The sequence below is a fragment of the Pseudoalteromonas sp. 10-33 genome, from assembly GCF_001469195.1.
In the GTDB taxonomy this organism is placed as follows: Bacteria; Pseudomonadota; Gammaproteobacteria; order Enterobacterales; family Alteromonadaceae; genus Pseudoalteromonas.
Genome location: NZ_LOFI01000025.1, coordinates 215,387 through 227,998 on the forward strand (window position 1 = coordinate 215,387; position 12,612 = coordinate 227,998).

Here is a 12,612-nt window from a genome sequence, read left to right on the forward strand (position 1 = left end):
CATGATGAATGGCTTATCGATGTCGCGCTCTGGCTCTGGAATGTAAGAATCTAGTGCTTCTGCAAGCTCTACAATCTTGTCTTCCCACTCTTTCTCGCCTTCAAGTGCTTTAAGTGCAGAACCTTGAATTAGTGGTAAGTCGTCACCTGGGAAATCGTACTCAGAAAGAAGTTCACGAACTTCCATTTCTACTAGTTCAAGTAGCTCTTCGTCATCAACCATGTCACATTTGTTCATGAATACGATGATGTAAGGTACGCCAACCTGACGAGAAAGTAGGATGTGCTCACGTGTTTGTGGCATAGGGCCGTCAGTTGCAGCTACTACTAAGATAGCGCCGTCCATTTGTGCAGCACCTGTGATCATGTTTTTAACATAATCGGCGTGACCAGGACAATCTACGTGTGCGTAGTGACGACTTGGTGTGTCGTACTCAACGTGTGAAGTTGAGATAGTGATACCACGCTCACGCTCTTCTGGAGCGTTATCGATTGATGCGAAATCTTTAGCAACACCGCCGTATACTTTTGCAAGTACGTTAGTGATTGCTGCAGTTAGTGTAGTTTTACCGTGGTCAACGTGGCCGATTGTACCAACGTTTACGTGCGGTTTTACGCGTTCAAACTTTTCTTTTGCCATGACGGAACCTATCAGTTTTGTGTATCTAGATTACATATGAAAATAATCCACCGAAGGTAGATTAAGTTAATTTTTTCAAATAGTATTTTCTGACAGATAAAGGAAGTAATCAAGAAGATTCTTAAGACTGGTGCTGATAGGCAGAGTCGAACTGCCGACCTCACCCTTACCAAGGGTGCGCTCTACCAACTGAGCTATATCAGCAACACAAGAACTGGAGCGGGCAGCGGGAATCGAACCCGCATCATCAGCTTGGAAGGCTGAGGTAATAGCCATTATACGATGCCCGCGTTAGGAATCTGTTCTTAATCTACCTCTAACCGTCAAGAATAAAGTGGTGGAGGGAGCTGGATTCGAACCAGCGAAGGCTGAGCCGTCAGATTTACAGTCTGATCCCTTTGGCCGCTCGGGAACCCCTCCACGATAATTCTCTACTAATTCACTTTCGGTAAAAGGAAAGTGGTGCCGACTAACCGAGTCGAACGGTTGACCTACTGATTACAAGTCAGTTGCTCTACCAGCTGAGCTAAGTCGGCACTGCTTTAGTACGGGGCGAGATATTAGAGTAAGGTTTATTGGGATGCAACTATAAAATTAAAAAAAATGCGATTTTATTGCTTAAATGTTCAATATTCATGCAAAAGTTACTTATTTTTCTATTTTTAGCTCGTTTTGCTTAAATTTCGCCAATAATTTAAACCTTTCATTACCAACAAAGAATCATAAATACTGCCTTCAAATTGCTGCTGTAATAACGCGCCATAGCCACCAGCAAAAACAATTTGTATTGTTTGGGTGCCATTTCTTGCACCTAAATGTAATTTAGCTTGTTCAACTGCGCCTATAGTGGCCACTAACGCACCATTTTTTAAGCCGTTAGGGGTGTTTTTTCCTAACTGATTTACAAACGGAGTTTTTTCGTCGTCAAATACACGCTGAGTATTTTGCGTCAGCGATGACGTCATTAAATCAAGCCCAGGTAAAATCCACCCGCCTAAGTGCTGCCCTTCACTAGTTAATACATCAATCGTTGTGGCCGTACCCGCATCAACCACTATGCACGCTTTATTTGGATGCAATGTAAACCCAGCAATGAGCGCAAGCCACCTATCAATACCTAAGTTGTTTACTTGCTCGTACGCGCAGGTAAGCCCTTGAAGTGTTTTAGTTACCGTTGCTTCATAACATGCAATGTGATGCGTAGCAGCTTGAGCTAATATTTTATTGAGTAAATCATTTCGACCTACACACGCGTATACAACGTCTGTTATTTGCGGCCAGGGTAACTTATTTAAATCGGCTTGTTGTGCCTGCTCGTTGTGCCAAAGCACGGCTTTTAAAGAGGTGTTACCTACATCGATGAGTAATCTCATAGCGGTGCCTTTCTCAGTGATATTTCCCCGCCATAGTAGCTTTTTACATCACCATCTTGACGAATACGAATCCCCCCTTGAGGATCAATTCCTTCGCATATCCCACGCCAACTTCTGTGGCCTGTATTTAGCTCTACGCACTCACCAGCAAAAGCATTCAGTGAGTTCCATTGCTGGTGCATTGTTTGTAACCCACTTTTACGATACTGATCTAACCGATGCTCTATGTGATAAGTGAGTGATGCCACCAGCTCATTTTTATCTAGCTTTTGGGTATGCTGGCTTAAATCAGTCCATGCTTGATCTATATTTTGGCTGAAATTTTCTGGCATTTGTAAATTAATACCAATTCCTAATACCAGCTGACACGGTCCCTGCGGTTGCCCATCTAGTTCAACAAGTACACCTGCAAGTTTTTGTTTGTTTAGGTAGATATCGTTTGGCCACTTAAGCTCTAAATCTATGTCATAAAGCGCTTTAATTGTATCGTATACCGCTAACCCCACCGCAATCGACACCCCCATAGCCGCTTGAAGACCATCATCTAAACGCCAAAAATAGCTGTAATAAAGGTTTGCACCAAACGGTGACTGCCACACACGGCCTCGTCGTCCTCGCCCAGCCTGCTGCATTTCGGCCACTATAATGGTTCCCGACTCAAGTGCTGTTTTAGCTTGTATACGCCGCATAAGCTCGGAGTTTGTTGAGTCAATTATAGGGTGAACTTCTACGTTCGCTGACTGCGACTTCAACTGACTATTTAATTGATTATAATGCTGTTGTATCTGCGATTGGTTTAAAAGCCCAGCGTAGTTGTTTAGGCTATAACCTTTGCCCGTTACTTTAAAAATATCTAAACCCATCTCTTGTAGGCTATTAATATGCTTACTCACAGCCGCACGGCTAATACCTAGCTGCTCTCCCAGCGCTTGCCCTGATACAAAGCCCGGTTTATTTAATGCATTTAATATTGCGAGTTTATTGCCATCAGGTGCTTTCACTGTGTAACGCCTCCTTGTACATAGCATTCGGCAGTTGTATTTATTAAGCGCACTTCATGCTCAAGCAGTATGCTATAACGCGAATACACAATATGTTGAATGTGCTTGATTATACTAATTAGATCTTCGCCGTGGCTATCGCCATGATTTACTAATACCAATGCTTGTTGCCTATGAACTTCAATGCCCGCAACCCGATAACCTTTGAGGTTTGCGTTATCTATTAACCACCCTGCAGCGACCTTATGCTTGCTTTGTCCGAATGCGTAGTGCGGTAATTCAGGGAATTGCTTTAATAGCGTTGCTAATTGTTGATTGGTAATTATTGGGTTTTTAAAAAAGCTGCCCGCATTGGGTAACGTGTATGGATCTGGTAGTTTACTATTACGAGTTTGAATAACGTGCTCAAATACAGCGCGTGGAGTCACGGTTGTTAACTGTTTTAATGGTCCATAACTCAGTACAGGTTGCCATTGCTTTGGCAATGCTAGTAAAACACGTGTAATAACGGCTTTATTTTTCAGTGCATGTTTAAATACAGAGTCGCGGTAGCCAAACTCACATTGCTCGTTAGTCAAACACACAAGTTCTTTACTGTGTATGTCAAAATACTCGACCGACTCTACAAATTTTGAAAGCTCAACCCCGTAAGCCCCGATATTTTGCACCGGTGACGCTCCAACAGTGCCGGGTATAAGTGCTAAGTTTTCAAGCCCTGGTAAATTTTTATCAAGTAAATAACTTACTAATGCGTGCCAATTTTCACCGGCGGCAACGCTTATTAAAGTATCGGTTTCACGGGGTGTGATAGTAATCCCTTTGGTTGCCATTTTAATTACCGTACCATGGTAATCGCTTAAAAAAATGGTATTACTCCCCTCCCCCAACAAACAAAATGGTGACGAAAAGCTTTGCGTGTATAGTTGCTCAATATCAGTAATTTCAACTAAATTTTGGCATTGGGTATCTAATGCAAAGGTGTGTAAAGGGTGTAATGCGTGCGTCACAAAGCTCTCAAGATAAACCGCCAACTAATCGCAATAGTTTACCTCATCGTCGCAAAATGCGCATCAGATTGTAAAAATTGCTCAACCCACCTTGCCAATCGTGTTATAAAACCTGCTCTTTTTATTTGTGTTCAAGGTAATTATGAAAATTAAACCTCTCTTTTTAAGCCTCGCTATGGCGGGCATGTGCTCGCAAGCAATGGCGAATGCTGTTGATCAAAACTCATACGCCAATCTTGACGATGTTGTTACAACTCACTTAAACCTTGATTTAGATGTCGATTTTAAAGACAAGCAATTAGAAGGCTTTGTTGAGCATACACTTCAGTGGAATAACAGCAAAAGCAAAAAGCTAGTGCTTGATACTCGCGACCTAGACATCGATAAAGTAATGTATCAAACAAAAACCGGCAGCTGGCACAAAGCTAAATTCACTTTAGCGAATCGTGATGATGTCAAAGGTTCAAAGCTTACTATTGAGTTTAAAAACCAAGCCAAAGTAGTGCGTATTTACTATAACAGCCGTCCAGAGGCATCAGGCTTACAATGGTTAACACCTGAACAAACTGCAAGTAAGACGCACCCGTTTATGTATAGCCAATCGCAAGCGATTCACGCTCGTAGCTGGTTACCTGTACAAGATACACCGGCAATGCGAGTAACCTATTCTGCGCGTATTACTACACCTAAAGATATTCGTGCGGTTATGAGTGCCGACAACAAAGACGCTCTTTATAAAGATGGCGACTATCACTTTGACATGCCGCAAGCTATCTCACCATACTTAATTGCTATTGGTGCAGGTAACTTAGAGTTTAAAGCGATGTCTCATCAAACCGGTATTTTTGCTGAGCCAGAAATTTTAGATGCCTCAGTTGCTGAGTTTAACGACACGCAAGCCATGATCGACAAAACCAATGCCATGTATGGCAACTATGCATGGGGACGTTACGACTTACTTATGCTTCCGCCAAGTTTCCCATTTGGTGGCATGGAAAACCCACGCTTATCATTTATTACGCCTACTGTAGTGGCTGGTGATAAAAGTTTAGTTAACCTAATTGCGCACGAGCTTGCCCACTCTTGGTCTGGTAACTTGGTCACTAATGCAACATGGGAAGATTTATGGTTAAACGAAGGTTTTACCTCATACGTTGAAAACCGCATTATGGAAGAAGTATTTGGTCGCGACCGTGCCGTAATGGAGCAAGCTCTTGATGCCGCTGGGTTACGTGCACAGCTTAAAACTATTGATGCGCCTGATACTCGTCTTAACTTAAAGCTTAATGGCCGCGATCCAGATGATGCGTTTAGCTCGGTGCCTTACACTAAAGGTCAGTTATTCTTAATTTACTTGGAAAACAAATTTGGTCGTGACAAGTTTGACCCTTTCGTAAAAACTTACTTTGACGAGTTTGCTTTTAAATCGTTAACGACTGCGCAATTTGTTACCTATATTGAAGCCCATTTAATTACCAAGTACCCAGGTATTGTTAGTATGGATAAAGTGAACGAGTGGATTTTTGAACCTGGTTTACCAAGCGATGCGCCAAGCCCAACCTCTGATGCGTTCGATAAGGTCGATACTGCAACCACAGCTTGGTTACAAGGCACAACAACTGCAGCGCAGCTCCCAACAGCAAACTGGACAGTACATGAGTGGTTACACTTTTTAAATAACCTACCACGTGATTTAAGCATTGAAAAAATGACTGAATTAGACGATGAGTTTAACTTAACGCAATCAACCAACGCAGAACGCGCATTTGCATGGTATATGCTTGCGGTGGGTAACGGTTACCAACCGATTTACCCTGCGCTTGATAAGCATTTATCAGGTATTGGTCGTCGTAAGCTAATTGTCCCTCTGTACAAATCACTTATTACTAACGGTAAAAAAGAGTGGGCACAAAAGGTGTACTTAAAAGCACGCCCGGGTTACCACCCACTAGCACAAGGCACTATTGACGCATTATTTGAATAATAAACAGCGTAAAATAGGAACTAAAAAGGGCCAAATTTGGCCCTTTTTTAATGCTTATCTCAAACAGCTTATTTTGTTACTTTAGCTAAAAAAGCCTGTCGCTCAGCAATTGTTGCTTGTTGCCACCAAAAGTCGAGCATTTGCGCCGCACTTGGCATGCCTTTTCCTGTAATGGGTGCAATTGGTTTAATCGGTCTACTCGGCTTTTCTGGACCCGCAGGTGCCTCACGCATAGTCCTAACTGGCGCTTCGCTAGCTAGTTGGTTATTAGAGACAACACTCAATGGTGCAGCTAACGCACTGCCTTTAGCTTTTAAACTTACCATGGGCGATTGAGCAAATACTTTAGCCGCTACTGCATTTTCAGCACGATTAAATACCAAGGTGTAATCTGTGCCTGCCTCAATCGTAATATCAACCCAAAAAGGCTCTGACTCAACCACCTCATGCATATCGTAATCTTCATCGTATAAGTCGGTATACTTGAGCTTTAGCCGGTAAGAACCCGGCGCTAGCTCTAAATCGTCTACACGACTAAACAAAGAGCTTTCTATTACTCGCTCACCGACTTGTAACGGCACAAACTCTTCAGGAAAGTGAATATTTTCTGCCATACCCGATACACTAAATAGCAATGCAGCTACACTGCTCATTAACACTGATTTACGCATATTAACTCCTTTGGTTGATTTGAGTTTGACACTGCTTTGAAAATTTGTCATTAGTGAATCTAAATTTCATACCACTTGATAAGGAACACACAATGAGCCAAGAGACACTATTTACAAAAATAATTAATCGCGAAATCCCAGCAAGCATAATTTACGAGGACGAAAATACCCTCGCGTTTGAAGATATAAACCCTCAAGCTCCTTTTCATGTGTTAATTATCCCAAAAATTGCAATTCCTACCATAAATCATATAAATGATGATAACGCACACTTAGTGGGCAACTTATATGTGGTGGCCGCAAAGCTTGCAAAAGAACATAACTTTAGCGATGACGGCTACCGTGTTGTTATGAACTGCAACGATCATGGCGGCCAAACCGTCTATCATATCCATCTTCACATGCTTGCCGGTAAGCAAATGGGGTGGCCTCCTTATCAAGATAACAAAAAAGAAATCGTTTAATTAAGCTCGGTTACTACATGCTATGTAAAAGCATGTGTTCCTATAAATTAAAAAACAATTACTTATTTGCAACATTTTATGTTTAAATAATCATAAAATTGTACTTGTTTTTAAGTACGATAGCGGTTTTCTAATACTAAAGGTGTGGGAATCGTGATAAACTTAATCAGTCAGCTTTATAAAAGAGTATAAAAACATGAGCAGTTCTGCCTTTTTGTTATTAGATAAAGATCCAATTAATACTATTGGTATTAACGTATTAGAGCCATTGCTAAAAACGCAAGGACTAGACGTAACAACGGGTACTAATATATTGGATATACCTGAAGGGACTCGCTTACTTTTTATTGAAACGTCTAGCAATGACGCGTGGGGAAAATTAAAAGAACAACTAGTAAACCTACGTGTTAAGTGCGATATCATATTATTTAACTTAGATGAAAACCCTGAGCTTGCCAATCGAGCATTACTCAGCGGGATTCGTGGTGTGTTTTATACGACCGACAATGCAGATGTGCTAATGAAAGGTATTCGACTCTTATTAGAAGATCAGCTTTGGTATCGTCGCGACATCATGTGTAATGCGTTAAATCGCATGTTGCAGTTTAATAAAGACGCACTTCACAAGCTTACAGAGGGCGATATTGAACCTGTCAAACTTACTAAGCGCGAGAAAGCAATTATTTCATTAATGAGTAACGGTTCTAAAAATAAAGAAATTGCTGAAGAACTTAGCATTAGCCCACACACAGTAAAAACTCATCTATACAGCGCATTTAGAAAGACTAAGTGTCGTAACCGTATTGAGCTATTATCTTGGGCACAGCAAAATATACCAGACGAAATTCGCTAAACGCTTACTTTGACTGAAATACAAAAACAGACACTTAGGTGTCTTTTTTTGTATTTAGCCTAAGCACTTGTTAACTTAAAATATTTTAATTACTCTAACTTAAAATTTCTTTGCTGGAAGCCTGATGCTCGATTCCTACACTCTTTATTTTGCCAGCATAGCCGTTATTGTTGTTATGATATTTTTGAATATTTTAACATGGCGAACAAATAAGCAAATTCCGGGGACACTACTCTATATTTTTTACCCGGTATTAATGCTATGTGCAGTTATTGCATTTGCTTTTATGAGTAACACCCATAATTTAATTGTTATAAATGCAGCATGTAGCTTAATGTTTGCAGCCTCTATTGTGCACTGTTTTTCTATTAGCCAATTTTTGAATTATCGCGGGCCTGGGTTTAAGCTTCTTTGTTCAGTCACTGCATTTAGTGCAGTGGTATTTGGTTATTATAGTTTTTTTGATCCCTCTTTAGCTGGCCGTGTAATCGCATCCGATTTACAACATATTTCAGAAGCCTTGTTTTTACTGTTTATATTTATAAAGTACGCTCGTAAACCTTATCCCAACGGCAGTATTGTATACATTACAATTTTAACACTCGTGGTGTTAGCCTTTATTGCACGTTCAATTTTTATGAATGAAATTGAGCAAAAAGATATCGTTTCAAGCAGCTGGTTTAGTACCGTACTATTTTTAAACGGAACTATTGCACCGATGTTTTATGCTGCAGGCATGGCGCTATTATGTAATGAACGCCGGGAACATCACCTCAATACGTTAGCCGCTAAAGCCCAAAAAGATTTAGAAATACGCGGACTATTTTTATCTACCATTAGCCATGAAATACGCACGCCACTTAATGGTATTTTAGGTAGCGCGCAACTGGTCATGAACCAAACAAGCGATACACACAGTAAGGCTTATTGCGAAGCAATTATTAACTCAGCAGAATCATTAAATTTACTAGTCGATAAAGTGCTTGAATATGCAAGTTTAGACCAAAGTGATGAAGCCCTTTATGAAGAAGACATTGAATTTAAAACCTGGCTAAATAATTTATGCCTGTTACTCAGCCCGTTAGCTGAACAAAAACAGCTTAAGTTTGAGCTTGTGTGTAATGTTCCCGAGCAAGCCTGTTACTACTGCGACCAACAAAAGCTACGACAAATAATTATTAACTTAGTCGGCAATGCAATAAAGTTCACCGACCGTGGTGTGGTAAAAATTCAGGTTGATTTGATTTTAGAAAAGCAGCTAGAACACACCATTAAAGTCAGTGTTAAGGATTCAGGTCCGGGTATTGAAAACGATGAAATTGCATACTTAACCGAGCCCTATGTACAAAGTAGTGCAGGTAAAGAAAAAGGTGGCACGGGTCTCGGGCTTGCAATTACAAGCCGCTTATTAGAAAAACTCGGTAGTCGCCTTGAGATTTCTAGCGAACTGGGTATTGGTAGTGTGTTTAGCTTTATAACGACCTTTACCTTAGGTGAGTTAAGCCTTGTAGAGCAACGCCATCAAACAAAAGACTACTTAACAGGGCTTGATGTTCTTTTGGTTGAAGATTTAGATCTAAACCAAAAAATAGCCATTGAGTTTATGGCAGACGACGAGCACAAAATTAAGCTCGCTAAAGACGGTAAAAGCGCCATTGAGCTAATGCAAGCATATCACTTTGACGTAGTCTTACTTGATATGAACCTACCTGATTTAACAGGACAAGAAGTTATTAAGCGCCTCAAGCGTGTTGAGCACAAAAACCAGCGAACACCTATACTTGCTTTTACTGCCAGTTTAAGTCCTGATGAAGTTAAAGAGTATTTAGCGCTGGGCATTAAAGATATTGTTGGTAAGCCAATTAAACACCAAAAACTACGCCAAGCATTAAGCGACTCTCAATCAAATCAAACCACAAATATTGCAGTAGAACTTATTGATACCCTTTATGATAAAACGGCTATAGAAACACTCGCCAGCTCGTTTAGTGAGGATGAGGTATCGTCTATTTATAATGAGTTTGTACTTTCTGCTCGAAATAAGTTAATTCGCTGCCAAGGATTAATAGACCAGCACCCCGAGCAATGCATTAAACTTTTGCATCGCCAAGCGAGCACTGCATTACAATTAGGGTTTAACCGCTATGGCATGGAACTTAAAAAAATTGAGCGCCGATTGCTTGATAATAAGCCACATAACGATCTACTCAATGAAGCGCTCGAACTGTGGCAACGCAGCCTTGAAAAATACTTAAAATTTGTCCGTGGACAACTTTCATAAAGTAAATTAAAAAGGCGTTAAAGCCCTTCTCTGCCATATAAGTCATCAAACCGTTGTATGTCGGATTCATCAAGTATGGCACCCGTTTGTACTTCAATAACAATTAATGGCACTTGTTGGTTATTCGCCAAGCTATGAACTTGCTTCGCGGCAATGTAGCACGATTGGTCTTGGGTGAGCGTTAGCAACTGCTCATCAATGCGAACATTGGCAATTCCCGATACCACCACCCAATGCTCTGCACGATGCTGATGTTGCTGTGTTGAAAGTTTAGCACCGCTATTAACGGTTATTTTTTTAACTTTAAAACCACTATCTTCAACCAAAGTGCGGTAGTTACCCCACGGACGATACACAACCTGATGGTGATTGAGTTTATCACTTTGGCTCTGTGCTAATTGTTTAAGTAATAAAGGTAAACCGTCGAGCTTATTCTTATCGGCAACCAGTGTGGCATCGTGGGTGTGAATAATGGCTAAATCACTTACCCCAAGCGTTGCGATACTATGGTCGTGTTCGCTAATAACAAAATTATTCGTACTGTTTTGTGCTATATGGTTTTGGTTTTCGTTATTACCGTGCGCATCTTGCTTAGTAAGGTTTGCAAGCGCACTAAAGCTACCTACATCACTCCATTTAAGCGCAACAGGCATAACCGCTACATTGTTGCTGCGCTCTAAAATAGCGTAATCAATAGAGTCACTTGGGCAGCTTTTAAGTGGCTCTATGTTTGGCCTTGTAAAGCCTAAGTCGTGTGAAAATTGAGAAGCAGCATGAACACTGTGTGCTATTTTTGGCGCAAAACGTTCCAGCTCATTTAAATAAGCCCGTGGCGTAAATAAAAACATGCCGCTATTCCAACTATAACCACCTTCCGCTAGGTATTTTTGTGCTGTTGCTAGGGTTGGCTTTTCTTTAAATTCAGCGACTTCAAAACAGTTTGAGCCTGAAATTTTACTGCCTTGCTTTATATACCCAAACCCTGTGTGCGCGTGTGTAGGTGTAATTGAAAAGGTAACTAGCATTCCTTGCTCAGCTAACTTAACAGCATCATTTAACTGAAGTGTTAGCTCATCAAAATTTTCAATATAATGATCGGCTGGCATCACTAACATTGGTCCATCAATCCCCTGCTGTAGTGCGTAACATGCGGCTAACGCAATGGCAGGCGCCGTATTTTTACCCTGAGGCTCTAGTAAAAGCGCTTGCGGGTTAATAATTGCACTTTGCTCGGCAGCAATAAAACGGTGTTGTTCGTTACAAACCAGTATTGGCTTTTCAAACTGATTACCTGACACTCGCGCTAAAGTGCTTTGTAATAACGAATAGTGGTTATCGAGTAGCGGTAAAAATTGTTTGGGCATGGCTTGGCGCGATAAAGGCCACAGTCTAGAGCCAATACCCCCAGCTAAAATAACAGGAGTGATTAAAGTATTCATAATGCTAATTAGCCGCCAATTAATGTAATAGCGTCTATTTTAACACTAAATATTTTTAGTGCTAATTGAAGATAACTTAAGTTAGCGTAAACGGATCGGCATCTAAATAAGCTGGAAAAGCCGTTTTAAACGCATCTAGAGGCTCTTTTTCAAGTGTAATTGTCAATAATTGTTTAATATTATCGCCCGCCTTGGCTAAGGTCTCTCCTTTAAAGTTATAAACAGCCGTACCACCATTGTGAGCAACGCCATTACCATCATCGCCTACACGGTTAACCCCCACCACATAACATAAATTTTCTATCGCACGAGCTGCCAATAATGTATCCCAAACGGGTCGTCGTACCGCTGGCCAATTTGCCACATTAACCATTATGTCGTAGTCATTTTTATTGCGCTGAAACACCGGAAAACGCAGGTCATAGCAAACTTGAGGCAGTAGTTTAAAACCATTAATTTCAAAAACTTTTCGCTCATTTCCTACTATTACATGATCTCCCTCATTGCCTAAGCGAAATAAATGACGCTTATCGTAATGGTTCACTTCACCACATGGTTTTACCCAATAAAAACGGTTGGCTTCTTTATCATTTTGCGCCACCAGCACCGACCCAGCAATCACTGCATTATGTTTTTTTGCTTGTTGTTTTAACCAAGTAAGCACTAGGCCATTCTCTGGCTCCGCGCAATCATGGTTTATAGCAAAACCAGTGGCAAACGTTTCAGGTAATAAAATAAGGTCAGGCTTTTCTGTTAGCCCACCTAGTTGCTTATCAAACATCGCTAAATTAGCGCTTTTATCGAGCCAGTGAAGAGAGCTTTGTACTAATGTAAGCGTTAAAGTTGACATAAAATATGGGCTGCCTCTTTTAGGGTTTTATTATTTTTAGCAAAGTATGT

11 protein-coding genes and 4 tRNA genes are annotated in these 12,612 nt (G+C 40.8%); 4 read left to right on the forward strand and 11 right to left on the reverse strand.

The window, feature by feature from the left end; genetic code table 11:
• The 8 genes from ATS76_RS15040 to murB form a co-directional block, all read right to left on the reverse strand.
• Positions 1-639 (reverse strand): GTP-binding protein (locus ATS76_RS15040; RefSeq protein WP_082664358.1); only part of this gene is annotated, 639 nt, incomplete at its 3' end.
• 128 nt (positions 640-767) lie between these two features.
• A tRNA-Thr gene (locus ATS76_RS15045) sits at positions 768-843 on the reverse strand.
• An 11-nt stretch (positions 844-854) separates the two neighbouring features.
• Positions 855-929 (reverse strand) — tRNA-Gly (locus ATS76_RS15050).
• Between the two features lie 45 nt (positions 930-974).
• Positions 975-1,059: transfer RNA gene (locus ATS76_RS15055), tRNA-Tyr, on the reverse strand.
• Between the two features lie 40 nt (positions 1,060-1,099).
• Positions 1,100-1,175 (reverse strand) — tRNA-Thr (locus ATS76_RS15060).
• A 126-nt stretch (positions 1,176-1,301) separates the two neighbouring features.
• A complete protein-coding gene (locus ATS76_RS15065) occupies positions 1,302-2,012 on the reverse strand; it encodes a type III pantothenate kinase (protein WP_058552732.1) in 711 nt (236 codons plus the stop codon).
• On the reverse strand, positions 2,009-3,013 hold the full coding sequence (birA, locus tag ATS76_RS15070; RefSeq protein ID WP_058552733.1) for a bifunctional biotin--[acetyl-CoA-carboxylase] ligase/biotin operon repressor BirA: 1,005 nt from the start codon (positions 3,011-3,013) through the stop codon (positions 2,009-2,011). The genes ATS76_RS15065 and birA overlap by 4 nt, the downstream gene beginning before the upstream one ends.
• Entirely contained in the window at positions 3,010-4,020 is a 1,011-nt protein-coding gene (murB, locus tag ATS76_RS15075) for a UDP-N-acetylmuramate dehydrogenase (RefSeq protein WP_058552790.1), read from the reverse strand. The genes birA and murB overlap by 4 nt, the downstream gene beginning before the upstream one ends.
• 142 nt (positions 4,021-4,162) lie before the next feature.
• Between murB and ATS76_RS15080 the strand changes: the two genes are divergently transcribed.
• A complete protein-coding gene (locus ATS76_RS15080) occupies positions 4,163-6,004 on the forward strand; it encodes a M1 family metallopeptidase (RefSeq protein WP_058552734.1) in 1,842 nt (613 codons plus the stop codon).
• Between the two features lie 68 nt (positions 6,005-6,072).
• On the opposite strand, the gene ATS76_RS15085 is transcribed toward ATS76_RS15080, so the two are convergent.
• Complete coding sequence (locus ATS76_RS15085; protein ID WP_058552735.1) at positions 6,073-6,675, reverse strand: DUF2057 domain-containing protein; 603 nt, start codon at positions 6,673-6,675, stop codon at positions 6,073-6,075.
• A 92-nt stretch (positions 6,676-6,767) separates the two neighbouring features.
• Here ATS76_RS15085 and ATS76_RS15090 point away from each other — a divergent pair, with 92 nt between their 5' ends.
• From ATS76_RS15090 to ATS76_RS15100, 3 genes are all read left to right on the forward strand, one after another.
• A complete protein-coding gene (locus tag ATS76_RS15090; RefSeq protein WP_058404687.1) occupies positions 6,768-7,139 on the forward strand; it encodes a histidine triad nucleotide-binding protein in 372 nt (123 codons plus the stop codon).
• Between the two features lie 196 nt (positions 7,140-7,335).
• Positions 7,336-7,992 (forward strand): helix-turn-helix transcriptional regulator, encoded by a 657-nt coding sequence (locus ATS76_RS15095; protein ID WP_058552736.1) that lies wholly within the window; start codon positions 7,336-7,338, stop codon positions 7,990-7,992.
• A 124-nt stretch (positions 7,993-8,116) separates the two neighbouring features.
• A complete protein-coding gene (locus ATS76_RS15100; protein WP_058552737.1) occupies positions 8,117-10,273 on the forward strand; it encodes an ATP-binding protein in 2,157 nt (718 codons plus the stop codon).
• Positions 10,274-10,290: 17 nt separating this feature from the next.
• Here the strand turns inward: ATS76_RS15100 and ATS76_RS15105 are convergent, their stop codons facing one another.
• Both ATS76_RS15105 and ATS76_RS15110 read right to left on the reverse strand, forming a co-directional pair.
• On the reverse strand, positions 10,291-11,712 hold the full coding sequence (locus ATS76_RS15105) for a mannose-1-phosphate guanylyltransferase/mannose-6-phosphate isomerase (RefSeq protein WP_058552738.1): 1,422 nt from the start codon (positions 11,710-11,712) through the stop codon (positions 10,291-10,293).
• A 76-nt stretch (positions 11,713-11,788) separates the two neighbouring features.
• The gene (locus tag ATS76_RS15110) at positions 11,789-12,562 is read right to left on the reverse strand and encodes an amidohydrolase (protein WP_058552739.1); all 774 of its coding nucleotides are present in this window, start codon (positions 12,560-12,562) and stop codon (positions 11,789-11,791) included.
• Between the last annotated feature and the right edge of the window lie 50 nt (positions 12,563-12,612).